This is a genomic window from Ewingella sp. AOP9-I1-14 (assembly GCF_052375995.1).
Classification (GTDB): Bacteria; Pseudomonadota; Gammaproteobacteria; order Enterobacterales; family Enterobacteriaceae; genus Ewingella; species Ewingella allii.
Genome location: NZ_JBQSVA010000008.1, coordinates 166,904 through 191,998, shown reverse-complemented (window position 1 = coordinate 191,998; position 25,095 = coordinate 166,904). Strand labels below are relative to the sequence as shown.

General features: G+C 52.3%; 24 protein-coding genes. 8 read left to right on the top strand and 16 right to left on the bottom strand.

Annotated elements, in window-relative coordinates:
* Positions 1–157: 157 nt before the first annotated feature.
* A complete protein-coding gene (gmhB, locus tag ACT3RT_RS19635) occupies positions 158–724 on the bottom strand; it encodes a D-glycero-beta-D-manno-heptose 1,7-bisphosphate 7-phosphatase (RefSeq protein WP_353503225.1) in 567 nt (188 codons plus the stop codon).
* A gap of 176 nt (positions 725–900) precedes the next feature.
* Here gmhB and metN point away from each other — a divergent pair, with 176 nt between their 5' ends.
* The 6 genes from metN to proS all read left to right on the top strand — a co-directional run bounded on the left by metN (position 901) and on the right by proS (position 6,560).
* Complete coding sequence (gene metN / locus ACT3RT_RS19630) at positions 901–1,932, top strand: methionine ABC transporter ATP-binding protein MetN (RefSeq protein WP_034792752.1); 1,032 nt, start codon at positions 901–903, stop codon at positions 1,930–1,932.
* Positions 1,925–2,578, top strand: coding sequence for a methionine ABC transporter permease MetI (locus ACT3RT_RS19625; protein WP_034792754.1), 654 nt, complete (start codon positions 1,925–1,927; stop codon positions 2,576–2,578). Before metN ends, ACT3RT_RS19625 begins: the two co-directional genes overlap by 8 nt.
* Before the next feature lie 62 nt (positions 2,579–2,640).
* Positions 2,641–3,456, top strand: coding sequence for a MetQ/NlpA family lipoprotein (locus ACT3RT_RS19620; protein WP_034792756.1), 816 nt, complete (start codon positions 2,641–2,643; stop codon positions 3,454–3,456).
* Between the two features lie 153 nt (positions 3,457–3,609).
* Positions 3,610–4,017 carry an envelope stress sensor lipoprotein RcsF gene (gene rcsF / locus ACT3RT_RS19615; RefSeq protein ID WP_353503226.1) on the top strand — a complete coding sequence of 136 codons (408 nt, stop codon included), beginning with the start codon at positions 3,610–3,612 and terminating at the stop codon, positions 4,015–4,017.
* Entirely contained in the window at positions 4,014–4,721 is a 708-nt protein-coding gene (tsaA, locus tag ACT3RT_RS19610) for a tRNA (N6-threonylcarbamoyladenosine(37)-N6)-methyltransferase TrmO (RefSeq protein WP_353503227.1), read from the top strand. Before rcsF ends, tsaA begins: the two co-directional genes overlap by 4 nt.
* Before the next feature lie 120 nt (positions 4,722–4,841).
* Positions 4,842–6,560: a proline--tRNA ligase gene (proS, locus tag ACT3RT_RS19605; RefSeq protein WP_496203608.1), complete on the top strand. Its 1,719-nt coding sequence runs from the start codon at positions 4,842–4,844 to the stop codon at positions 6,558–6,560.
* Positions 6,561–6,656: 96 nt separating this feature from the next.
* Here the strand turns inward: proS and nlpE are convergent, their stop codons facing one another.
* The 3 genes from nlpE to ACT3RT_RS19590 all read right to left on the bottom strand — a co-directional run bounded on the left by nlpE (position 6,657) and on the right by ACT3RT_RS19590 (position 8,381).
* Positions 6,657–7,334: an envelope stress response activation lipoprotein NlpE gene (nlpE, locus tag ACT3RT_RS19600; protein WP_396131490.1), complete on the bottom strand. Its 678-nt coding sequence runs from the start codon at positions 7,332–7,334 to the stop codon at positions 6,657–6,659.
* Between the two features lie 64 nt (positions 7,335–7,398).
* Positions 7,399–7,854, bottom strand: a complete 456-nt coding sequence (gene arfB, locus ACT3RT_RS19595; RefSeq protein WP_396131489.1) for an alternative ribosome rescue aminoacyl-tRNA hydrolase ArfB — start codon at positions 7,852–7,854, stop codon at positions 7,399–7,401.
* Entirely contained in the window at positions 7,833–8,381 is a 549-nt protein-coding gene (locus ACT3RT_RS19590) for a YaeQ family protein (RefSeq protein WP_496203607.1), read from the bottom strand. The genes arfB and ACT3RT_RS19590 overlap by 22 nt, the downstream gene beginning before the upstream one ends.
* 219 nt (positions 8,382–8,600) lie before the next feature.
* Between ACT3RT_RS19590 and ACT3RT_RS19585 the strand changes: the two genes are divergently transcribed.
* Together ACT3RT_RS19585 and rof are read left to right on the top strand one after the other, a co-directional pair.
* The gene (locus ACT3RT_RS19585) at positions 8,601–8,801 is read left to right on the top strand and encodes a YaeP family protein (RefSeq protein ID WP_034792765.1); all 201 of its coding nucleotides are present in this window, start codon (positions 8,601–8,603) and stop codon (positions 8,799–8,801) included.
* A complete protein-coding gene (rof, locus tag ACT3RT_RS19580) occupies positions 8,788–9,048 on the top strand; it encodes a Rho-binding antiterminator (RefSeq protein WP_034792766.1) in 261 nt (86 codons plus the stop codon). The genes ACT3RT_RS19585 and rof overlap by 14 nt, the downstream gene beginning before the upstream one ends.
* A gap of 59 nt (positions 9,049–9,107) precedes the next feature.
* On the opposite strand, the gene tilS is transcribed toward rof, so the two are convergent.
* From tilS to bamA, 12 genes are all read right to left on the bottom strand, one after another.
* Positions 9,108–10,457, bottom strand: a complete 1,350-nt coding sequence (gene tilS, locus ACT3RT_RS19575) for a tRNA lysidine(34) synthetase TilS (protein ID WP_496203606.1) — start codon at positions 10,455–10,457, stop codon at positions 9,108–9,110.
* 8 nt (positions 10,458–10,465) lie between these two features.
* On the bottom strand, positions 10,466–10,858 hold the full coding sequence (locus tag ACT3RT_RS19570; protein WP_496200191.1) for a VOC family protein: 393 nt from the start codon (positions 10,856–10,858) through the stop codon (positions 10,466–10,468).
* A gap of 89 nt (positions 10,859–10,947) precedes the next feature.
* Complete coding sequence (locus ACT3RT_RS19565) at positions 10,948–13,092, bottom strand: lysine decarboxylase LdcC (protein WP_496203605.1); 2,145 nt, start codon at positions 13,090–13,092, stop codon at positions 10,948–10,950.
* Positions 13,093–13,276: 184 nt separating this feature from the next.
* Positions 13,277–14,236 (bottom strand): acetyl-CoA carboxylase carboxyl transferase subunit alpha, encoded by a 960-nt coding sequence (accA, locus tag ACT3RT_RS19560; RefSeq protein WP_100936851.1) that lies wholly within the window; start codon positions 14,234–14,236, stop codon positions 13,277–13,279.
* Positions 14,237–14,248: 12 nt separating this feature from the next.
* Positions 14,249–17,731: a DNA polymerase III subunit alpha gene (gene dnaE / locus ACT3RT_RS19555; RefSeq protein ID WP_496203604.1), complete on the bottom strand. Its 3,483-nt coding sequence runs from the start codon at positions 17,729–17,731 to the stop codon at positions 14,249–14,251.
* Between the two features lie 72 nt (positions 17,732–17,803).
* Entirely contained in the window at positions 17,804–18,397 is a 594-nt protein-coding gene (gene rnhB, locus ACT3RT_RS19550) for a ribonuclease HII (RefSeq protein WP_154147248.1), read from the bottom strand.
* On the bottom strand, positions 18,394–19,542 hold the full coding sequence (lpxB, locus tag ACT3RT_RS19545; RefSeq protein ID WP_353503235.1) for a lipid-A-disaccharide synthase: 1,149 nt from the start codon (positions 19,540–19,542) through the stop codon (positions 18,394–18,396). Before lpxB ends, rnhB begins: the two co-directional genes overlap by 4 nt.
* 49 nt (positions 19,543–19,591) lie before the next feature.
* Positions 19,592–20,380, bottom strand: a complete 789-nt coding sequence (lpxA, locus tag ACT3RT_RS19540) for an acyl-ACP--UDP-N-acetylglucosamine O-acyltransferase (protein ID WP_496203603.1) — start codon at positions 20,378–20,380, stop codon at positions 19,592–19,594.
* A gap of 3 nt (positions 20,381–20,383) precedes the next feature.
* A complete protein-coding gene (gene fabZ, locus ACT3RT_RS19535) occupies positions 20,384–20,839 on the bottom strand; it encodes a 3-hydroxyacyl-ACP dehydratase FabZ (protein WP_034792780.1) in 456 nt (151 codons plus the stop codon).
* Positions 20,840–20,988: 149 nt separating this feature from the next.
* Complete coding sequence (gene lpxD, locus ACT3RT_RS19530) at positions 20,989–22,011, bottom strand: UDP-3-O-(3-hydroxymyristoyl)glucosamine N-acyltransferase (protein WP_353503237.1); 1,023 nt, start codon at positions 22,009–22,011, stop codon at positions 20,989–20,991.
* Between the two features lie 2 nt (positions 22,012–22,013).
* Positions 22,014–22,511: a molecular chaperone Skp gene (gene skp / locus ACT3RT_RS19525; protein ID WP_185689321.1), complete on the bottom strand. Its 498-nt coding sequence runs from the start codon at positions 22,509–22,511 to the stop codon at positions 22,014–22,016.
* Positions 22,512–22,661: 150 nt separating this feature from the next.
* Positions 22,662–25,088, bottom strand: coding sequence for an outer membrane protein assembly factor BamA (gene bamA, locus ACT3RT_RS19520; RefSeq protein WP_353503238.1), 2,427 nt, complete (start codon positions 25,086–25,088; stop codon positions 22,662–22,664).
* Positions 25,089–25,095: the final 7 nt, after the last annotated feature.

Below are 25,095 nucleotides of genomic sequence, written 5' to 3'. Positions count from 1 at the left end.
TCGGTTGCCGCTGTTTTTAATCTTTCCGACTCGTTCACTTCGTGATGTTGTTCACGTTGTTCCCTGTCGATGGAGCGGCATTATAGGGAGTTGGGATGGAATGGCAAGCAAATAAAATCACTTTTATTCTGCTTGCCGTTTTTTTATTCACAAAGCCTTATTTCTGAGCTTTTTTGATGAAAACAGGCAGATCAGCAAGGGTATCGAGCACGGCATCCGCCAAGTTTTCGCCCTCAGCCGTGACAGGTTTGCCGCTTCTCACCAAAATTTTATGCCCGACGCCCGCAGCAATACCGGCCTGCAGGTCTTCGATTTTGTCCCCTACTATATAAGAAGAGGCCATATCGATGTTTAACTCGTCTTTGGCGGTCAGGAACATGCCGGGCATCGGCTTGCGGCAATCACAAACTTGAGCGAACTCTTTTACTGAACCTTCTGGGTGATGAGGACAGAAATAGATGCCGTCCAAATCCACGCCGCGATCGGCGAGCGACCAATCCATCCACTCGGTCAGGGTCATAAACTGGGCTTCAGTGAATTTGCCACGGGCAATACCAGACTGATTCGTTACCAGCACTAGAGCAAACCCCATTTCCTTTAATTGCAGGCAGGCTTCTATTACACCGTCTATAAACTGGAATTGGTCTATTTCATGAACGTAACCATGATCGACATTAATAGTGCCATCTCGGTCTAAAAAAATTGCTGGGACTGTCTGTGCCACGTGTTTGCTCCTGATAACAACATATATAGGTGCAGTATCGCATGTTTTAGCCCACAGTGAGAGTGCTCCGCTGGTTGACTTAGACGTCTAGACGCCTTAGCATCCACCGCATACTTCTGGTTTAACCAGAGAGTTACTCATTAAAGTCACGGCACAAAAGATAGAATAAGAAGAATATGATTAAACTTTCTAATATCACCAAGGTGTTCCAGCAAGGCACGCGTTCAATCGTCGCGCTGTCGGACGTGAATCTTCACGTTCCTGCTGGGCAGATTTACGGCGTGATTGGAGCTTCTGGTGCAGGGAAAAGCACCCTAATCCGCTGTGTTAATTTGCTGGAACGCCCAACTAAGGGTCAGGTTATCGTTGATGGCCAAGATCTGATGGCATTTTCTGAGAAAGCGCTGACTCGCGCTCGCCGGCAGATTGGCATGATTTTTCAGCACTTTAACCTGCTCTCTTCTCGTACTGTCTTCGGCAACGTGGCTTTGCCGTTGGAGCTGGATAACCTCTCCTCTGGCGAGATTCAAAAGCGCGTTAGCGAATTGCTGAAATTGGTCGGTCTGGAAGATAAGCATGATGCTTACCCAGCCAACCTGTCTGGCGGCCAGAAACAGCGTGTGGCTATCGCACGTGCTTTAGCCAGCAATCCTAAGGTGCTGTTGTGCGATGAAGCCACCAGCGCGCTGGACCCGGCAACCACGCGTTCTATTCTGGAATTGCTGAAAGACATCAACCGCCGTCTGGGCCTGACTATCTTGTTGATCACCCATGAGATGGACGTGGTAAAACGTATCTGTGATCAGGTGGCGGTGATCAGCAACGGCCAGCTTATCGAACAAGATAAAGTTAGCGAGATGTTCTCTCATCCGAAAACGCCGCTGGCACAGCAGTTTATTCAATCCACGCTGCATCTGGATATTCCTGATGACTACGCCGATCGGCTGGTTGCTCAGCCCGCTGCCGATCTGGTTCCTTTATTGCGTCTGGAATTTACCGGCCAGTCGGTAGATGCTCCGCTATTATCTGAAGTGGTTCGTCGCTTCAACATTAACAACAATATTATTAGCGCTCAGATGGATTACGCCGGTGGCGTCAAATTCGGCATCATGTTGACCGAAATGCACGGTGAAGAAGCGAGTACGCAGGCTGCGATTGAGTTCTTGCAGCAGAATCAAGTGAAAGTAGAGGTGCTCGGTTATGTCTGAGGCAATGATGTGGTTAATGGGCCGAGGCATCTGGGAAACCGTTGTAATGACGCTGACCTCCGGCTTCTTTGGTTTTGTACTTGGTTTGCCTTTTGGCGTGCTTCTGTATGTCACTCGCCCTGGTCAAATCGCTGAGAATAAGAAGGTCTATCGCGTCATGTCTGCGGTGGTGAATATTTTCCGTTCGATTCCTTTCATTATTCTCTTAGTGTGGATGATTCCATTCACGCGAATGATTGTTGGGACATCAATCGGTCTGCAAGCGGCCATCGTGCCTTTAACCGTGGGCGCTGCGCCGTTTATCGCGCGTATGGTTGAGAATGCGCTGTTGGAAATTCCTAGCGGTTTGGTGGAAGCGGCTCGCGCTATGGGTGCAACACCGATGCAAATCATCCGCAAAGTCTTGCTGCCAGAAGCACTGCCGGGCTTAGTCAATGCAGCGACTATCACGCTCATCACGCTGGTTGGTTATTCAGCCATGGGTGGCGCAGTGGGTGCTGGCGGTCTGGGCCAGATTGGTTATCAGTATGGTTACATCGGATATGATGCCACCGTCATGAATACCGTATTGATTTTGTTAGTCGTATTGGTTTATCTGATTCAGTTTTGTGGCGACCGCATTGTGAAAGCGGTAACCCACAAGTAAAGCAGCACGGTTCTACCTAAAAAACATTGCGAATAATTTATCTCCCTTATAGAGGAAAGGATATGTCTACAAAATTCAAATCGATTGCAGTTGTCGGCGCGCTTTTGGGAACGCTGGCTCTGGTAGGATGCGGGCCGAAAGAACAAGATCCAAACCATATCAAAGTGGGTGTGATCGTGGGTTCTGAGCAGCAAGTAGCTGAAGTCGCACAGAAAGTGGCTAAAGAGAAATATGGTCTGGACGTTGAGCTGGTAACTTTCAATGACTATGTTCTGCCGAACGAAGCATTGAGCAAAGGCGATATCGACGTTAACGCCTTCCAGCACAAGCCTTATTTGGATCAGCAGATTAAAGATCGCGGCTACAAACTGGTGCCAGTCGGTAATACCTTCGTGTACCCAATTGCCGGTTACTCTAAGAAAATCAAATCTATCTCTGAGCTGAAAGCAGGCGACCAGATTGCTCTGCCGAATGACCCAACTAACCTTGGCCGTTCACTGCTGCTGTTGCAGAAAGAAGGTTTGATCAAACTGAAAGACGGCGTTGGCCTGCTGCCTACCGTTCTTGATGTGACTGAGAACCCTAAAAACCTGAAACTGGTTGAGTTGGAAGCGCCACAGCTGCCACGTTCACTGGATGATGACAAAATTGCTCTGGCAGTGATCAACACCACTTACGCCAGCCAAATTGGTCTGACCCCTGAGAAAGACGGCATCTTCGTAGAAGACAAAGAGTCTCCATACGTCAACCTGATCGTTTCTCGTGAAGACAACAAAGACGCTGAGAACGTTAAGAAATTTGTTCAGGCGTACCAGTCTGACGAAGTTAACGCTGCGGCGAATAAAATCTTCAACGGCGGCGCAGTTAAGGGTTGGTAAGTTTCATCAGAGGCTAAATTGCCCCTGATGAGGCAAACTCTTTTCTAAATAAATAACAAGGCGGGCTTATGCTCGCCTTGTTATTTTCCTAATACCTTGCTTCAATAACGCCACATTATTCCCCACTACATAGTACAAAGCAGAGGATATACCATGCGTGCTTTACCTCTCTGTTTGTTAGCTCTCTTGCTAGCTGGTTGTTCTGCGACTCACAAACCGCTGCCACCCACGCCTGAAAAGCCAACTCCGGTAGAACCAAAACCTGTAAAACCAAAACCAGCGCCCGTTCGCCCTGCACCAGTGAAACTGTATAAAGATGCTGAAGCTTTGGTAGGCACACCGTTCCGCGATCTGGGTGAAGTCTCTGGCGAATCATGTCAGGCCGATACTCAGGATTCACCGCCAAGCTTAGCGACAGCCCGTAAGCGCATGCTTACCCGCGCGTCCTATATGAAAGCCAATGCCGTATTGCTGCACCAGTGCCAGATTATTACCGGCGTCCCAGGTTGCCACCAGCAAGCTGTTTGCCAAGGTTCGGCGTTAAACGTTACCTTTAAATGACATCATTTTCGTTCGCCCAAATAGGGACCATTCACTCTCCCTATAAAGAGAAATTCGCGGTGCCGCGTCAGCCTGGCTTGATTGAAGATGGCGGCGGAGAACTGCACTTGCTGCCTCCTTACAATCAGGCTGAAGCCGTAAGAGGGCTGGAAGATTTTAGCCATATTTGGGTGATGTTCATTTTCCACCAAACGATGGAAGGCGGCTGGCGTCCAACCGTGCGCCCGCCTCGTTTGGGGGGTAATGCGCGAGTCGGCGTGTTTGCGACTCGCTCAACCTTTCGGCCAAACCCCTTGGGGATGTCGCTGGTTGAGCTGAAAGGCATTCGCCGTCAGGGGCAAAATGTAGTGCTCGAGTTGGGCAGTCTGGACTTGGTCGACGGCACACCCATTGTCGACATCAAACCTTATCTGCCTTTCGCCGAGAGCCATCCTGAAGCACGCGCCGGTTTTGCCCAGTCGGCGCCTGTCGCCACTATGCCGGTTACTTTCTCTGCCAGCGCAGAGCAGCAACTGCTGCTTAATAGTGTCAAGTACCCTCACCTGCGCCGTTTTATCACGCAGGTTTTAGGTCAGGATCCCCGCCCTGCTTACCGTAAAGGTGAGGAAGTTGAACGAGATTACGCCGTCCATCTGCTGGAATTTAACGTGCGCTGGCGGGTGATTGACGATGTGAACCACGTCTTGTCTCTGGACAAAAACTAAATTTCCATCCCTTCTCTTTTGACAACCCGCAGTCGCTGGTAAACTAAACCACTTTTTCACGTTTTGGCTGCCCACTGGCAGCTCGATTGCAATTAGCAGTGCTAACGGAATCAACACAACATGCGTACAACTCAATATCTGCTCTCCACATTAAAAGAGACGCCAGCCGACGCCGAAGTGATCAGCCACCAGCTGATGCTGCGCGCCGGGATGATCCGCAAATTGGCTTCAGGTTTATACACCTGGTTGCCGACCGGTCTGCGCGTCCTGCGTAAAGTTGAAAATATCGTGCGCGAAGAGATGAATAACGCACACGCCATCGAAGTATCAATGCCGGTGGTTCAGCCCGCAGACTTGTGGCAGGAGAGTGGTCGCTGGGAGCAGTATGGCCCTGAGTTGCTGCGTTTCGTCGATCGTGGCGATCGCTCATTCGTGCTCGGCCCAACGCATGAGGAAGTCATCACCGACTTGATCCGTAACGAGCTCAGCTCTTATAAGCAAGTGCCGCTGAACTTCTTCCAGATCCAGACCAAATTCCGTGACGAAGTTCGTCCGCGCTTTGGTGTGATGCGTTCTCGCGAATTCATCATGAAGGATGCTTACTCCTTCCACACCACGCAGGAATCCTTGCAGGAAACCTACGACGCGATGTATGCCGCTTACAGCAAAATCTTCAGCCGTATGGGTCTGGATTTCCGTGCTGTGCAGGCTGATACCGGATCAATCGGCGGTAGCGCCTCTCACGAGTTCCAGGTGCTGGCGTCAAGCGGCGAAGATGACATCATCTTCTCTACAGACTCTGACTTCGCGGCTAACATCGAGCTGGCAGAAGCCGTGGCTCCAGCTACTCCGCGCGCAGCTGCAACCGAAGAGATGCGTCAGGTTGCTACGCCAAACGCCAAAACTATCGCCGAGCTGGTTGAGCAATTCCAACTGCCGGTTGAGAAAACCGTTAAAACGCTGATGGTTCACGCCACCGAAGAGAGCGGCCACAAGCTGGTTGCCCTGCTGGTTCGCGGCGACCACGAGCTGAATGAAGTGAAAGCCGAGAAGCTGCCACAGGTTGCTTCGCCGCTGACTTTCGCCACCGAAGCTGAGATCCGCGCAGTAGTCAGTGCTGGCCCAGGCTCTTTAGGTCCAGTTAATCTGCCAATGCCAATCGTGGTAGACCGCACCGTAGCCGTGATGAGCGACTTCAGCGCTGGCGCAAACATCGACGGTCAGCACCTGTTCGGCATCAACTGGGAGCGCGATCTGCCGCTGCCACAGGTTGCGGATATCCGTAACGTGGTTGAAGGCGATATCAGCCCAGACGGCAAAGGGACTCTGCTGATTAAACGCGGGATCGAAGTGGGTCACATCTTCCAACTCGGCACCAAGTATTCTCAGGCGATGAATGCCACCGTGCAGGGCGAAGACGGCCGTAACCAAGTGATGACCATGGGTTGTTACGGTATCGGGGTGACTCGCGTGGTGGCGGCGGCTATCGAGCAGAATCACGACGACCGCGGGATCATCTGGCCAGACGCTATCGCGCCTTTCCAGGTCGCCATCCTGCCAATGAACATGCAGAAATCTTTCCGCGTGAAAGAAGCTGCAGAAACCCTGTACGAAACGCTGCGTGCCAAAGGCATCGACGTCATTCTGGATGACCGTAAAGAGCGTCCGGGCGTGATGTTTGCTGATATGGAGCTGATTGGCGTGCCTTATCAAGTGGTTATCGGCGATCGTAATCTGGATGCGGAAGAGTTGGAATACAAAAACCGCCGTACCGGTGAGAAGCTGATGATTAAGCAAAGCGACATCGTTGAGCACCTGCTGGGCCAAATCGCGCGTTAATTAGCGCAATTCCAGCTTATAGCAGCAATAAAAACGCCCGTCTAAAACGGGCGTTTTTTATGCTTTGCTTTTAACCGTGAGAACCGAGCAGTGAAATTACGGACAGCCTTTGCCGGCGTCGAATTTAACTTTGTTATCAGCCACGACGGACTTCTGCATCACGCCTTGCTCAGTGGATGGCTCAACGATGAAGTGACCGTCCATTGAAACAAACACCAGCTCATTCGGCTTTTTACGCGCCGCAAGATAGCCCTGCTCCAAGGTTTTGTCATTTGACACTGGGAAAACCTTGCCCGTCGCGCAATCGCTGAAGGTGGCGATATCTTCGCTAAACTGCACCATACCGGTCAGCGCCATTGGCGTTTTCGGCATGTCTTGCTTCGTCGGGGTCAGCTGATAATTAAACTGGGAGACAATCGGCTCGCCGTGGATATCCAGCATCTCCAGATTTTCCCCTTGCGGGCGGAAATAGCGTTTCTCACCTTTGCCGTCAGTCAGCACCAGCTTGTCGGCGGTACGCGCCCACTTACCATAGCTGGCCAAGGCCAAATCGCCATCCCGCGCGCCTTGGTAAGTTTCCTGCAAAATGTACGTCCCATCCTGTTGTAAGAACAGGGAGGTTTTAATTCCGCTACAGTCAGCGCACGGCACTACGCCGCTGAAGCTCTGCTGCATTGCCTCGAAAGGCTGTTCGTGGTTGCTGGCCAAGGTATGACAGCCAAACAATGACAACGAACCCAGCGCCAGTACTGCGCCAATAATTAATTTCTTCACCCTTATCTCCCTTTACATCCCATGTCACTGTGGCAAAAAAGGACCCATTCCACAGTTGAGCCGATCACGGCTGCCGAATCTTCCCACGCAATGCTTTGGTTGCGCCTTTTTTAACTTTTCCTTCAACACGACGAATTTTAGACCCTCTGGTGGGTTTCGTCGCTTTTCTAATCTTTTCAACCACCATCGCCTGCGAAATCAGGCTATTGAGACGAGCCAACGCGGCTTCGCGATTCATCTCCTGACTGCGATACTCCTGCGCTTTAATCACTACCACCCCTTCTGCGGTGATTAGGTGGTGATTAAAGGCCAAAAGCCGCTGTTTGTAATAATCAGGCAAACTTGAGGCTTTAATATCAAAGCGTAAGTGAATGGCGGTGGAAGTTTTATTCACATTCTGACCACCCGCCCCTTGGGCGCGGATGGCGGTTAATTCTATTTCACTGTCTGGGAGTTCAAGCTTTCCGGAAAGAATTTGCACGTCTGCTACCTTACATCTTACTCTGCGGGCGTTTTCCATTCAGAGAATTGTATTTCCAAATTATTCTGAGCGTCAGAAAGCCAAATAGTTCCGTCCTGCAACGTGGCTTGCAAGTTCATGTTGCGATTGGCAAAGGCGGTGAGCTTGGCTAACAGCTCGTCTTCAATGAAGCGCACGCTTAAATTGCCGAAGCCGCTGATTTTACTCTCAATCGCCGACCACCAGACTTTTGCCGCGCGCTCGCTATACACATACAGCACCACCTCACGCGACTGGTTGCAGCCTTTCTTCAGGCGTTTCTCATCGGGCAGGCCCAGCTCAACCCACAGCTCAATGCCGTTATGATCGTTTTTCCGCCAGATTTCCGGCTCATCTTCGGCGCTCAGGCCACGGGTAAAGCTCAAACGCTCATCGGCGTGGCAAATCCAGGCCAGCAGGCGCAGCATCATGCGTTGTTCTGTTTCGGAGGGATGCTGAGCCAAGGTCAGGTTGGCATCGTAGAAGAAATTGCGGTCCATATCTGCAATGTTGATCGCCGCTTTGTAGATCGTCGCTTTTAATGCCATTGAAAACCCCTTGATATTAGACGCACAGTGTACTGTAAAGCGGGCCTTAGCGACCAGTTTAACGCTGGATTAACTCTCTCCCAGCTAAAGAGAAAGCTGCATCTGCTCGTTAATAACTGGCATTCTCCTGTGCTATAGTCGTTTAATACTGAGAGTTTATCTTTCTGGGCTTTCATTAGGGTTAATACCCCAGCGTGATACGCTTTTGAAGGAGGACCTATGCAAGAGTACTGTGAGTCTATACGCCGTAAATATGCTGAGATTGCCAGTGGCGACCTTGGCTATGTGCCCGACGCGTTGGGCTGTGTGTTGAAAGCATTGGACGATGTCGCGGCGAATGCCGAACTGCCGTCTTCTATCCGGGAACAGGCGGCCTATGCCGCCGCTAACTTATTGGTGAGCGATTATGTCGATGAATGATGAGTACCAAGCCATCAATTGCGATGATTACGATAATCTCGAGATCGCCTGCCAGGAAAGCCTCGTTTTGACGTTGAAGTTGCGTAGCGGAGAGACTATTGAAGGTAAAGCTCGCGATCTGTTGATGCGTAAAAAAGTAGAATATCTGATTATCGACGTGGCCGGTGAGCAACGCGATTTACGTCTCGATTATATCGAAAGCTTCAGCCATCCAAAAATCGGCACTGTGACTGTTAGCATCGAATAACGTTTACTATCATCTAGTTAAACGCTTAACGGGCAATCTTCGGATTGCCCGTTTGTATTTCAGCGGCCAGCAACGGCTTTGCGCCACACGACCTGGTATGCCTGCTGGCCCTGCTCTGCTCGCCCCTGCTGGGTGATAAACAGGCCCGGCGCTGCCACCAACTGCTCATTGTAGAACATCAGCGGGGTGCGCTCTCGCTCCCACGGCGCAACGCCAAGCTCTGGCCACAGCTTTTTCAAACTGCGCCCGCCCTGCCGCCCGACTTTCTCCACCCTCCCCTGAGCCGCAAAACGAATGGTGACGGCTTCGTCAGAAGCGGGAAGCCGCAAACCTTCTAGCGAAGAGTCAGTAAGCATTTCGACAGTTAAACAGCCAAGCCCCTCGGGCAGACTCAGCTCTGTGGCGATATTCCAAGGCACAACCACCTCGCGCAGGGAAGGCAGCGAGGCGGGCAGCAAGTAGAGCCGCTGGCGAAAACGCCTGATACTTGAGGTGTTGAGCCTAAACTGCGGCTCGGCGTCGTCGCGGCAGATTGCCACCTCATCCCAAATACGCTGGAGCTGCTCCCGTGACGGCATTTTCGCCCCCAGCTGCGCCAGCCAGCGGCGCAGCAGAGCCTGACGACGCGGGGAGGACATCACCAGCATGGGTTCAATCTGCAAACTGCCGTCGCTGGCCTGCAAAGTTTGCAATGACTCGGCCAAAAGTTCATCCAGCAGTGACTCTTGCTCGGCGCAGAGCGCGGCGCTTCGCGCTACGGCCTCGGGAAAATGCGGCCAGCGCTGATAGAGTGCGGGAAGCACTTCCAGCCGCAGGAAGTTGCGGTCAAAGCGCGCATCGCCATTGCTGTCATCTTCAATCCAAAGGAGATTAGCCGCCGAAGCAAAGTCTTCCAGCTGCTGGCGCGAAAGTGAGAGCAAGGGCCGCAATAAGCGATAGTGCTGCCGGGACGCGCTCGCCGCCATGGATGACAACCCCGCAGGCCCGCTGCCGCGCTTTAACGCCAGCATAAAGGTTTCGCACTGATCATTTAGATGCTGAGCCGTCAGCAGGCATTCATCGCCCGCAAGGCTGCTGGCGAAAGCCTGATAGCGCGCCTTGCGGGCCGCGGCCTCAATGCCGTCTTGCTGGCTATCCACCCTGACCCGAATGACCTCCAGCGGCACGCCCCGCTGCTGGCAAAATGCCTCACAGTGGCTCACCCAGCTATCGGCAAACTGGCTTAAGCCATGATGAACATGAATCGCCCGCAGCGCCATCTCCGGCCACTGGCTGTCGCGCAGTTTGACCAGCGCGTCCAGCAGCACCGATGAGTCCAGCCCGCCGCTAAAGGCGACGCAGAGCCTGCGCTCGCCGCCGATGTGCTTGATTAGCTCAGCGAGAACCGGGTTTGGCGTGGGAGAGTTCATTAGAGTACTCAACTGAGTTCGTAAAGCTCCAGTGGCAAATCGTCTGGATCGCTGAAGAAGGTGAATCGCTTATCGGTATAAGGATCGACCCGCACCGGCTCACACTCTACTCCGGCGCGGTTAAGCTCGGCGATCGCCACCTCAATGTCATCCACCGCGAAGGCTAAATGGCGCAATCCGCAGGATTCGGGGCGGCTGCCGCGCGCCGGCGGGTTCGGGAAGCTAAATAGCTCGATGGTGTAGTGGCCGTTAAGCGCCAAATCCGCTTTCCATGAATCACGCTCTTCACGATAAACCTCGGACATCAGGCTGAATCCCAGCACGTCGCAATAGAAGGCTTTGCTGCGCGCGTAGTCGGAAGCGATGATCGCAATATGGTGGATCTGGCGTAGGTTGAGCATAAAACTGTCCTGTAAAATTTTGGGAGCACGTTACTCAGACTGCCCTGCTTCGTCAATAAAAGCCCTCAAATGAGGGCCAGGCAAGGCAATTATTCCGCCGGCAGCTTCAGCACTTTCACCAGATAGCGGCCGTCTTCCGTCAGTTTCGCGCCGTGAATATCGGTTTCAAAGCCCGGATAATGTTCACCAATCGAGCAGAGCATGATCAGGAAATCCAGCACCGCGCGGCTCTCCTGGGTGATCATCTCGCCGGGCATCACCACCGGGACGCCCGGCGGATAAGGCAAGATCATATTGGCCGAGACTTTGCCGATCAACTCTTCTATCTCGCACTCTTCAATATGGCCGCGTACCTGATGCTGGAACATCTCATACGGCGTCAGCATCATCTCTGGCAACACATCAAAGGCTCTGATCATCAAGCTCGGCAGATCGTGGTGGCGAATCATTTTATGAATGCCCTGAGCCAGATCCTGAATGCGCATATGGCGGTAAAAATCCGGATCCTCAGCATAAAGATCCGGCAGCATATTCTTCACCCGCAGGTTGAGATCGTAAGAGCGTTTGAAGTCCGTCAGCCCGCGCATCAGGCTCATCGCCTTGGTTTTGTCGATGCCAATGCTGAACAGGAATAGCAGATTATAAGGGCCGGTCTTCTCTACCACCACGCCGCGCTCGTCGAGGAACTTAGCCACCAGCGCGGCCGGGATCCCCTCTTCAGCCAGCTGCCCCTGCTCATCCATCCCCGGCGTCAGGATAGTCACCTTAATCGGATCCAGATACATGTGGTCGCTGTCGGCATTGGCAAAGCCGTGCCAGTTTTGGTCTGGATTGAGCGGCCAGCACTCGGCCTCATCAATCTCTTCAGGCTGCCAAATATCGTAGAACCAACCCTCGGTTTCTTCGCGCAGGCGCTGGATCTCTTTGCGAAAGTGCAGCGCCCTTTCCACCGAACGGTTGATCAATCGCCGTCCCGGATTGCCGCGCAGCATGGCGGCGGCGGTTTCTGCCGAGGCCACAATGCCGTAATTCGGCGAGGTGGTGGTGTGCATCATGTAGGCTTCATTAAAGGTGTTTTCATCATAATCCCCTTTAATGTGGATCATCGAAGCCTGAGAAAACGCCGCCAAGAGTTTGTGCGTCGACTGAGTTTCATAAATCACTTTCCCCGCGATGCGTTCGCCGCTCATGCCGCTTTTACCGTCGTAAATCGGGTGAAAATTGGTGTAAGGCACCCATGCGGAGTCGAAGTGAATGGACGGCACATCCAAGGTTTTTTTAATATAATCAGTATTGTAAAGCAGACCGTCATAGGTCGAATTGGTGATCACCGCGTGAACCGGCCATGTGGCGTTCTGGGTGGCAGCCACCTTCTGCTCAATGTTCTCCCGCGTGAACTCACGCTGCGGAATGCCGCCCAAGATCCCATAGGCATTACGATTTGGCCGCAGATAAATCGGGATCACGTTGGTCATCATCATCAGATGGGCCAGCGACTTATGGCAGTTGCGATCAATCAGCACGGTGCTTCCCGCCGGGGCGGCGTACATGCCGACAATTTTATTGGCCGTCGAGGTGCCGTTGGTCACGATGTAGCTCTGCTCGGAGCCAAAGGTGCGGGCGATGTACTCTTCCGCCTCAAGGTGCGGGCCGGTGTGGTCGAGCAGCGAGCCTAGCTCGGTCACTGAGATGGAAACGTCCGCCTTCAGGGTTTTCGCCCCAAAGAAGTCATAAAACAGCGTGCCCACCGGGCTTTTCAGAAATGCCGTCCCGGCCATATGGCCCGGTGTACAGAAGGTGTATTTCCCCTCTTCGACATAGCGGAACAGCGCCTTGGTCAGCGGCGGCGTGATGGCATCAATATATTCGTCAGTGTATTGACGGATGCGATTGGCAATGTCGTCGGCGGCGTTCAGGGCATATTCGAAGAAGTAGATCACCATGCGCATGTCATTGACGGTGACATCCAGCGACGAGTGGGTATTGATGAAGCCGTACAGCGGCAGGTATTCGTTTAATCCGTTGATTTCTAAGCAGAGCGCTTCGCTATGCTGGTCCCAATCGAAAATCGCGCCGCAGATCCGCGCATTGTGCTCGATCAGTTTAAGGAGATCGCTCGGATCCCGTGGATAAATGATTTTGAAGCCCAGGTTCGTCAGGGCGAGATCCAATTCGCGGATCGGCTCATCTTTGTAATAGACGCCTTCGGGGCGCAGGATGGCGATAATATTCATCTGACAAATCCTTCTGGTTTTTATATCTCAGATAATTATAGAAACATGGTTAACTTCGCATGTGTACCTTTTCGCGAATAAGAAATGAAAAATCAGAATGATGGCGTTCGCGGCGGAGGCGGGATGGCAGAAACGAAAAAGGCCGTGCAAGCACGGCCTTTGAAAACGAATTGAGCTGTATGACTTAGCAGTAACCGTAAGTCATCAGACGCTGGTAGCGACGGTTGCGCAGTTCTTCATTATTCAGAACATCCAGATCGCTCAGGTCAGCTTCCAGCTGGGCACGCAGGGACGCGGCCATGGCAGGAACGTCGCGATGCGCGCCGCCCAGAGGCTCAGGGATAACAGAGTCAATCAGCTTCAGCTCTTTCAGGCGTGGCGCAATGATACCCATTGCTTCCGCAGCCAGTGGCGCTTTATCGGCGCTTTTCCACAGGATAGACGCACAGCCTTCCGGTGAAATCACTGAGTAGGTGCTGTATTGCAGCATGTTAACTTTGTCGCCGACGCCAATGGCCAATGCGCCACCGGAGCCGCCTTCACCAATAACGGTACAGATAACCGGCACGTTCAGACGGGACATCTCGCGCAGGTTGCGGGCGATAGCTTCGGACTGACCACGCTCTTCTGCGCCCACGCCAGGGTAAGCACCCGGGGTGTCGATGAAGGTGATGATTGGCAGCTTGAAGCGCTCGGCCATTTCCATCAGACGTAATGCTTTGCGATAGCCTTCTGGTGCTGGCATACCGAAGTTACGGCGGATTTTTTCTTTAGTTTCACGACCTTTTTGATGACCAATGATCATCACAGGACGCTCACCTAAACGCGCGATACCACCAACGATAGCTTTATCGTCAGCATAAGCACGGTCACCGGCCAGTTCATCAAAATCGGTGAAGATATGTTTGATGTAATCCAGGGTGTAAGGGCGACGCGGGTGGCGCGCCAGTTGGGCAATCTGCCAGGCACCCAGATCAGAGAAAATCTTTCGAGTCAGTTCAACGCTTTTTTCACGCAGGCGCTCAACTTCTTCGTCCAGATTAATATCCAATTTTTCGTCTTGACGGCTGACTGCAGTCAGCGAGTCAATTTTCGCTTCCAGCTCCGCAATCGGCTGTTCAAAATCCAGAAAATTCAGACTCATAGCATTCCTATTTTAGTCAAATTCCAGTTCCACCTGCTCGGTACCTACAAGCGTGCGCAGATCCAGCAACAGTTTATCGGTCGGCGTTACACGCCACGTTGCACCGAATCGTAGCCGGGCACGCGCATTTTCTCGTTGGTAGTACAGATGTACTGGTATCGTCCCCGATCGGTGAGGTTCCAACGATTGGCGGAGACGGTTTAAAAGCTGGTCATCAATTTGCCTGTCAGTCAGCGAGATAGCAAGACCGCGAGCATATTTTTCACGTGCTTCACTGATGTCCATAACGTCGCGGGCCATCATTTTAAGCCCGCCGCTGAAGTCATCAAAGCTGACCTGTCCAGTGGCGATAAGGATACGGTCTTTTTCCAATAAATGCTGGAATTTTTCTAGCGCTTCGGTGAACAACATTACTTCCAGACGACCGGAACGGTCGTCTAACGTACAGATACCAATGCGGTTTCCCCGTTTGGTAACCATTACCCTCGCAGCGATAACCAAGCCCACTGCGATAGTCATTTTGCCCCGGTCGGTCGGGTGCATATCTTTTAGACGCTGGCCGCCGCCGTAACGCTCAATTTCTTTTAGATATTGCGTTATCGGGTGACCGGTGAGGTACAGCCCGAGCGTTTCGCGTTCGCCGTCCAGCACCGTCTGTTCTGGCCACGGCGTGACGTTGGCATAAGACTTTTCAACCTGCTCAGGGGCTTCGGCCAGTACGCCGAACATGTCCACCTGCCCGATAGCCTCGGCTTTCGCGTGCTGATCGGCAGCCTTCAGCGCATCGCCTAAAGAGCTCATCAACGCGGCGCGGTGCGGGCCGAGACGATCAAAGGCACCGGACATGATCAGCTTTTCAAGAATGCGTTTATTGAGCTTTTTCACATCGGCGCGGGCGCACAGGTCAAACAGCTCTTTGAAATAGCCGCCTTCGTTTCGCGCTTCAATAATGGCTTCGATGGGGCCTTCGCCCACGCCTTTTATCGCGCCAATGCCGTAAACAATCTCACCTTCGTCATTGACGTGGAAATGGTACAAGCCGCTGTTGATATCTGGTGGCAGGATTTTCAACCCCATGCGCCAGCATTCGTCAACCAGACCCACCACCTTCTCAGTGTTGTCCATATCGGCAGTCATTACCGCCGCCATGAACTCCGCCGGATAGTGCGCTTTCAGCCATAAGGTCTGATAGGAAACCAGCGCATAAGCTGCGGAGTGGGACTTGTTGAAACCATAACCCGCAAACTTCTCTACCAGGTCGAAGATTTTAACTGCCAGTTCGCCGTCAATGCCACGAGATTTTGCACCATCTTCAAAACCGCCGCGCTGCTTGGCCATTTCGACCGGGTTCTTTTTACCCATGGCGCGACGCAGCATGTCCGCACCGCCCAGCGAGTAACCCGCCAGCACCTGTGCAATCTGCATCACCTGTTCTTGGTACAGGATGATGCCATAGGTCGGCTCCAGCACCGGCTTCAGAGACTCATGCTGCCACTGAATGTCGGGGTAAGACAGCTCTTCGCGGCCGTGTTTACGGTCGATAAAGTTATCTACCATGCCTGACTGCAACGGCCCCGGACGAAACAGGGCCACTAATGCGATCATATCTTCGAAACAGTCGGGCTTCAGGCGTTTAATCAAATCTTTCATACCACGGGATTCGAGCTGGAATACCGCCGTGGTTTCTGAGCGCTGCAGCATGTCGAAGCTTTTCTTATCTTCGAGCGGGATGGCAGCGATATCAATAGGTTCGAGTCCGGATTTCGCACGACGGGCGTTAATCATACCCAGCGCCCAGTCGATGATGGTCAGCGTACGCAGGCCGAGGAAGTCAAACTTCACCAGACCGGCATATTCGACGTCGTTTTTGTCGAATTGGGTGACCGGATGATTACCCTCGGCGTCGCAGTACAAAGGCGCAAAATCAGTAATTTTGGTCGGCGCGATCACCACGCCCCCGGCATGTTTACCGGCGTTACGGGTGACACCTTCGAGCTTACGCGCCATGTCGATCAGCGCTTTAACCTCTTCATCTGCTTGATAAATTTCTGGCAGCTGGGGTTCGGCAGCAAAGGCCTTTTCGAGCGTCATGCCCGGATCGGGTGGCACCAGTTTGGAGATACGATCGACGAATCCGTAAGGGTGGCCGAGCACGCGGCCCACGTCGCGGATAACCGCTTTGGCCGCCATGGTACCGAAGGTGATGATCTGCGAAACTGCTTCACGGCCATACATTTCGGCCACGTGGTCGATAACCAGGTCGCGTTTTTCCATGCAAAAGTCGACGTCGAAGTCGGGCATGGAGACACGCTCTGGGTTCAAGAAGCGTTCGAACAGCAGGTCGAACTCCAATGGATCCAAATCGGTAATTTTTAAGGCGTAGGCGACCAATGAGCCAGCACCGGAACCACGCCCTGGTCCTACCGGCACGTCGTTATCTTTCGACCATTGGATAAATTCCATCACGATCAAGAAGTAGCCGGGGAAGCCCATCTGGTTGATAACCCGAAGTTCTACGTCAAGACGCTCGTCGTATTCCGGGCGTTTCTGCGCTCTTACTTCAGGATCGGGGAATAAGAACTCCAGACGCTCCTCAAGCCCTTCCTTCGATTTCGCCACCAGAAAGTCCTCGGTGGTCATGTCGCCGGTCGGGAATTGCGGCAGGAAGTATTCGCCGAGGCGAATGGTCACGTTACAGCGTTTGGCGATTTCCACCGTGTTGAGCAGGGCTTCGGGGATATCTTCGAACAGCTCGCACATCTCATCTTCGCTGCGCATGTACTGCTGCGCGGTGTAATTTCGCGGACGTTTCGGGTCATCGAGGGTGAAACCGTCGTGGATAGCCACGCGGATTTCATGCGCGTCGAAGTCGCCCTGCACCAAAAAACGCACATCGTTGGTGGCCACCACGGGCAAATCACGCTCTGCCGCCAGCGCCACGGCGGCGTGAAGGTAGTTCTCCTCTTCGGCGCGCCCGGTGCGGATCAGCTCTAGGTAGTATCGATCAGGGAAATACTGCTGGTAGAACTCCAGACACTGCTCGACCTGCAGCTGATTGCCGCGTAACAGGAACTTACCTACATCGCCCATTTTCGCGCCGGAGAGCAAAATCAGCCCTTCATTCAGCTCGGCCAGCCAGTCGCGGTCGATGATGGGGCCAGCGGCGCCGTAGCCTCGCTGATAAGCGCGGGAGATCAGTAGCGTCAGATTCTGGTAGCCCTGATTATTCATCGCCAGCACGGTGAGCTGCGCCAGTTCGTCACCCAGAATTTCACTTTGAACGTTAAAGTCGGCACCGATGATCGGCTTAATACCGGCACCGTGCGCCGAGCCGTAGAACTTCACCAGACCGCATAGGTTGGTGAAATCGGTAATGGCTAAAGCTGGCATGCCGAGGGACGCCGCGCACTTCACCAACGGCCCCACCTTGGCTAATCCATCCACCATGGAGTAGTCACTGTGAGTGCGAAGATGAATAAAACGAGGTTCGGCCATATCCAGAGTCCAGAGATGAAGATTGAATGAACGCTTGTCGGAATGACAAACTGACTTAAAACGCTAACAGACTTACTGCCCCAGCGCCCGCCTGACGGGTGCGAAGCTGCGCCTGTGGTGCGGCGTGGCACCCAGCTTAGCCAGGCTTTCGAGATGCACCGGCGTCGGGTAGCCTTTGTGTTTGGCAAAGCCATAATCAGGGAACTGAAGATCCAGCTCAACCATTTCACGGTCGCGCGTCACTTTGGCTAATATCGACGCGGCGCTGATTTCCGCGACTTTGCTGTCGCCCTTCACCACGGCCTGAGAGGCCATAGGCAATTTGGGGCAGCGATTGCCATCTATCAGCACCATATCTGGCGTGATGTGTAGCCCGGCCACCGCGCGCTGCATCGCCAGCATGGTGGCGTGCAGAATGTTTAATTCGTCGATTTCGTCTGGCTCAGCGCGTCCAAGGCTCCACGACAGCGCTTTCTCTTTAATCTCAATATAAAGAGCTTCGCGACGTTTTTCAGTGAGTTTTTTAGAGTCCGCCAGCCCGAGAATCGGCTTGGCCGGATCGAGGATCACGGCGGCAGTGACCACGGCGCCCACTAAAGGCCCGCGCCCTACCTCATCCACCCCGGCGATACACAATGCCTGAGGATAAACGAAGATATCACTCATCGATTTGCCAACTCCATCACGGCCTGCGCGGCCTGCTCATCGGCATCCCAGCGAATGCTTTCGTGCAGCGCCAGGAAAGTTTCCTGCAACTGATGGCTCTCTTCTCCACCAGCCAATAAAGGCAAGAGAGCGGCAGAGAGTTTTTCCGGCACACATTCGGTCTGCAGCAGTTCTTTGACGATTTCGCGCCCCGCCAGCAGGTTTGGCAATGAAACGTAAGGCGTTTTAACCAGACGCTCAGCCAGCCAGTAGGTGAAAGGCTTCATGCGATAACCGACAACCATCGGGCATTTCGCCAACATGCATTCCAGCGCCGCCGTGCCTGAAGCCAGCAATGCCGCGTCGCTGGCGATCATGGCGTCTCGCGCCTGACCGTCGAGCAGGTGCGCCGGCAAGTCAGGGGCAATCTCCGCCTTGATGCGTTCGAACTGCTCACGGCGCTTGGCATTGACCAAGGGAACCACGATGTGCAAATCAGGGTACGTCTGTCGCAGTTGGAGTGCGGTTTTCAGGAAATCGGCACTCAGCATTTCGACTTCCGCATGGCGACTGCCCGGCAGCAAAGCCAGACAATGAACGCCATCGGGAATGCCCAAGCGGGCGCGCGCCGCCGGTTTGTCCGGATGCAGCGGCATGGAATCCGCCATGGTGTGGCCGATAAACCGACAAGGAACGTTGAATTTATCGTAAAACGCTTTTTCAAAAGGCAGGAAAGCCAGCACCATATCGGTCGCTTTACCTATTTTGAAAACACGCTTTTGACGCCAGGCCCAGACTGAAGGGCTGACATAGTGAATGGTGCGAATACCGCGCTGCTTGAGACGACCTTCGAGGGTGATGTTGAAGTCAGGCGCATCAATGCCCACAAAGACGTCGGGCTTTAACTCGCTAAAGCGCTGAGTCAGGTCTTTGCGGATTTTCAACAGGCGTGGCAGACGTTCGAGAACTTCCACCACGCCCATGACAGCCAGCTCTTCCATTTCGTACCAGGCTTCGCATCCCTCAGCTTGCATCAGTGGGCCAGCAACTCCCACGAAGCGCGCATCAGGATGGTGTTTTCTTAGAGCGCGAATTAAACCAGCACCAAGAATATCGCCGGATGTTTCACCGGCCACCAGGCCAATAGTCAGAACAGGCTTTTGCATTTTTTACCGCTTATTTGCCAAATTACAGGTTTACCAGAGAGTTAGCCCCTCAGCGAATGATGCCGCGCGTGGAGCGCGCGAAGAAATCGCTGAACGGTTTAACCGCCGGGAACTCTGCTGCAATTTCGGCGATTTCAGGTTGCGCTTCTTCCAGCGTTTTTCCGCTGCGATACAATAACTTGTAGGCATTACGGATAGCGTGCAATGAAGATTTGTCAAAACCACGACGCTTCAAGCCTTCGATATTAATACCAAATGGCGTGGCGTGGTTTCCCTGAGCAATCACGAAAGGTGGAACGTCCTGAGCAACGCCAGAGCAGCCGCCAACCATCACGTGAGCACCAATAACGCAGAACTGATGAATGGCAGTCATACCGCCAATGATGGCGTGGTCGTCAATCTCAACGTGACCACCAAGGGTCGCGTTATTTGCCAGAATAACGCGATTGCCGATAACACAATCGTGGGCAATATGCGCGTTAACCATCAACAGGTTATCGCTACCCACTTTTGTTAATCCACCGCCCTGAACGGTACCACGGTGAATGGTCACGCTCTCACGAATACTGTTGCGATCGCCAACTTCAACGCGTGTCGGTTCTCCCGCATATTTCAAATCTTGGTTAATTTCACCAATAGTAACGAACTGAAAAATGCGGTTGTCGCGACCAATTTTGGTCACGCCATTAAGAACAACGTGTGATTTAAGCTCAGTACCTTCGCCAATCTCAACGTCAGATCCGACATGACAAAAAGGACCGATTCGAACACCAGCACCAATAATGGCACCGTCTTCGACAACAGAGCTTGGGTGAATAAAGGCGGTTTTATCAATCATTAATTAAGACTCCCGGCGACGGGCGCACATCATTGATGCCTCGCAAGCAATCTCGCCATCTACCTTTGCGACACCTTTAAAACGAGCAACGCCACGACGCTCTTTAATGAATTCAACTTCCAGAATCATCTGGTCGCCTGGCAACACAGGACGTTTGAATCGTGCGTCATCAATAGCAGCAAAATAATACAGCTCGCCTGGCTCTAATTTACCTACGCTTTTGAAGGCAAGAATGCCGGTGGCCTGCGCCATCGCTTCAAGAATCAATACGCCTGGGAAGATAGGCTTACCCGGGAAGTGGCCCTGGAAGAACGGTTCGTTGAAAGAAACGTTTTTCACTGCACGTAAAAACTTCCCTTTTTCAAAATCCAGCACGCGATCAACCAGCAAAAACGGGTAACGGTGCGGCAGCAGATCCAATATCTCTTCAATACGCAGAGTATGAGTGTCAGTTGTCAAAATACTCTTCCTGTCTAAAAAACTGATGGCATCAATAACACGGCCTGCTTGATCCCCAAAGAAGATCATTAGGCAGGCCGCAAATAGAAACGAGTGCCGCCGGAAGGTGGCATCCACTGCCAATTTCCAGCAACACAGTAGTCGGTAATTTAGTCTTCTTCGATTTTACGCTCGACAGCTTTTAAGCGCTTATTCATCTCATCGATATTCATTACCAACGCAGCGGTTTTACGCCACACTTTATTGGGCTGTAACGGAATACCGGAGGAGTATACCCCAGGTTCGGTGATTGGTCGCATCACCATTCCCATTCCAGTCACTACAGCCTTATCACAAATTTCCATATGGCCGTTGATAACACTGGCGCCGCCGATTTGGCAGTAACGGCCAATTTTCAGACTACCGGCCATAATCACTCCACCTGCAACCGCCGTATTGTCTCCAATCACGACGTTGTGCGCAATCTGACATTGGTTATCAATGATAACGCCATTGCCGATGATGGTGTCGTCCAGGGCTCCGCGGTCAATCGTGGTGCAAGCACCGATCTCTACGCGATCGCCAATCAGCACGGTACCCAGCTGAGGAATTTTGACCCAGTTACCACGGTCGTTAGCATAGCCGAAGCCGTCAGCACCAATCACGGTACCAGACTGAATCAAGCACGATTCGCCAATTTCCACACGATGGTAAATAGAGACATTGGCCCAAATTTTGGTGCCAGCGCCTAATTTTGCATTCTTACCAATGAAACAGCCAGCCCCAATGACAACATTGTCACCAAGCACAACACCTGACTCGATCACCGCATTGGCGCCAACGGAAACGTTGTTGCCCAAGATGGCGGTGTCGGAGATTACCGCACTGGCGGCAATATCTTTGGCCGGCGCTGGCGTGGTATCTAACAATTGCGCCATACGGGCATAAGTCAGGTATGGGTTTTTAACCACTAATGCCGCAGTGCGGCAAAACGGCAGATCCGCTTCCGTCAACACTACAGCCCCTGCGGCGCAGGTAGCTAACTGTTCACGGTAACGGCTGTTTGATAAAAACGTGATTTGCTCAGAGTGCGCGGAATGCATTGAAGCAATGCCGGTGATGACGATATCGCCATCACCGTGCAATTGTGCATCCAACTGCTGTGCGAGATCAGCCAGTCGAATTGAAGACATGTTTATTTAACCTGTTTCAGCACATCAGCAGTAATGTCTTTTTCATTGCTTGCGTAAGCAACAGCGTTAGCATCAACAACGATGTCATAACCTTGTTTGCTAGCAACAGACTTCACTGCATCCTGGATACGGCTCAGGATTTTGTTACGTTCTTCAGCCTGGCGGCGACGGTTATCTTGTTCAAAAGCCTGAGCTTTTGTAGAGAAATCTTCGCGCTGAGCCATAACGTCTTTTTCAAGCTTGCTGCGATCGCTGGCTTTCATGGTAGAGCCGTCACGCTGTAGTCTCTGCATTTTAGTCTGCAGATCACGTTCTTGAGCTTGCAACTGAGTTGCACGGCCTTTGAACTCGTTTTCCAACTGTTTTGCAACAGCATCACGTGCTGGCATTTGTTGGAAGATGCTCTGAACGTTAACAACAGCAATTTTGTCAGCAGCTTGGACGCTTACTGAAGAAGCCATAACTAAACCGAGGCCGGCGGCATATAACCACTTTTTCACTATAAACTCCTTCCATCACCCGTTGTGCCATATGGCACGATAATTACACAATAAGAATGAGTTTATAAAACAACTTCACGGGCGTTTTGCCCGTGAGCTGATAAAAACTCAAACATTGTAGCCCTCATAGCATTGAGAGCCACGAATGTGTTACCACGTTTTACCGATGTTAAATTGGAACTGTTCCGCTTTATCACCATCGTAATCTTTGATAGGTCGTGCGTAAGAGAACACCAATGGCCCTAATGGAGACTGCCATTGCAACGCCAGACCTGTAGAAACACGGAAGTTGTTCGGATCACTGTAATCAGGAACGCCTGCAGCTTCAGTTTGCGCAGTGTTCTTCCAATTGGTATCCCAAACAGTACCGCCATCAACAAACACAGAAGTACGCACTGAGTTTGAATATTTCTCACTGATAAACGGTGTAGGCACGACCAACTCAGCACTTAACACGGCCATGGCGTTACCGCCGACAGCATCGTCAGAGTTGTTTACAGCACAGTTGCTGTAAGAGGTGCTACCCGCAGCACAGTTATAGTATGCCGCTTTAGGACCGATAGTATTCGAGCGGAAACCACGGACGCTGCTTGAGCCACCCGCGTAGAAGTTATCGTAGAACGGTACTTCTTTCCCGCCGATACCATCTGCATAACCCGCGCGAGCACGACCCAGTAATACCCACTGACGGTTTTCGCTCAGAGGGAAGTACGTCGTTGAGTCGAACGTAATCTTGTAGTACTCGTTATCCGAGCCAGGCACTGTCACTTTGCCGTTCAGGCTAGCTTTGGTACCTGAAGTCGGGAAGTACCCACGGTCAAGGTCGTTATAACCCCAACCCAGGTTCGCAAAGAAGTCGTTCGCGCTGAAGTCTGCATCAGACGTGGTATCTGTACCCACGGTGACTGGCGGGTTGATACCCACAGAGTTCAGATAGCGGAACATACTTACCTGCGGTTCCATATTGGACAGGTCGTTATGTACGTAATCCAGGCCCAAGCGCAATGAGTTATTTTCATTGATTGGGAAGCCGAGCGTACTGCCTATGCCATAACTCTTGTTGGTATAGTCAGACAGGTCGGCGTTATCAGCTTTAAAGTCGTTATAGAAGATACGACCGCCCAAGCTCACACCGTCTACGGTGAAGTAAGGGTCGGTAACAGTGAATTCTGTATACGTCTGATAATCGTTTTTAGTTCCGCTGATCCCAACAGAATAACCAGAACCTAACCAGTTATCTTGTTGAACACCGACCTGGAAGCTCACGCCACTCTCGGTGCCGTAACCTACGCCAAAGTTAAAGGTACCGGTGTTACGCTCTTTAACTTTATAGACCACGTCGACCTGATCTGGGGTACCCGGTACGCGCTGAGTATCAACATCAACGGTATCGAAATAGCCTAGACGGTTAAGACGCTCTTTGCCTTTATCAACCAGATCATTACCAAGCCACGCACCTTCCATCTGACGCATTTCACGGCGCAAGACGCTGTCTTTACTGGTGTCGTTGCCTTCGAAGCGAATGTGACGCACATAGAAACGGTTACCCGCGTCTACGCTAACGTGCAGCTTAACGGTTTTGTCGGCATCATTGATTTCAGGCTGAGTCTGTACGCGCGGATAAGCGTAACCATAACGGCCCAACATCTGCTTGATGTCGTTTTCCATTTTGGTGACTTTCGCGCCGTTATACAGCTCGCCTTTGTCGATCTTGGTCAGGCTTTCAACTTCGGCAGAGTGGCCGGCCATATTGCCGTTAACTTCAACGCCTGAAAGCTTGTACTGATCGCCTTCAGTGATGTTAAGGGTAATATAAATGCCTTTTTTATCTGGCGTCAGGCTGACCTGAGTTGAATCGATGTTGAAACGGGCGTAACCGCGATCCAGATAGAAGCTGCGCAGGGTTTCGAGGTCACCCGCCAATTTTTGTTTCTGGTATTTGCGATCGCCCACCACGTTCCACCATGGCACCTCGTCACGCAGCTGGAAGCGAGCAATAAGCTCATCCGTACTGAACGCGTGGTTACCCACGATGTTGATCTGCTGAATTTTTGCAGAAACACCTTCGGTGAAGACCAATTTCAAATCAACGCGGTTACGCGGCAAAGGCGTAACAACAGCTTTCACGGACGCGCTGTATTTACCGACGCTGTAGTAGAAATCTTCGAGACCTTTCTCGATGCTGGTTAATGTTGTTCGATCAAGCGCTTCGCCAACCCGGACACCAGAGGCCTCCAGGTTTTCTTTCAGCATGTCGTCTTTCACAGATTTATTACCTGAGAAAGTGATGCTGGCGATTGTAGGACGCTCTTTGACCTGAACAATCAAGGTATCACCATCACGCAGAACGCGAACGTCCTCAAAGTTGCCAGTGGCAAACAATGCGCGAATAGTATTACTGATGTCGTCGTCGGTGATGGTATCACCAACGCGAACCGGCATATTGAGTAACGCCGCACCGACGGCAACTCGCTGCAGGCCTTCGAAATGAATGTCTTTCACCACGAAACCATCTGCACCGTATACGGTGGCGCTGCCAAACAGCAGCGACGCTATGAGCAACTTTTTGATCGCCATCGTTGTT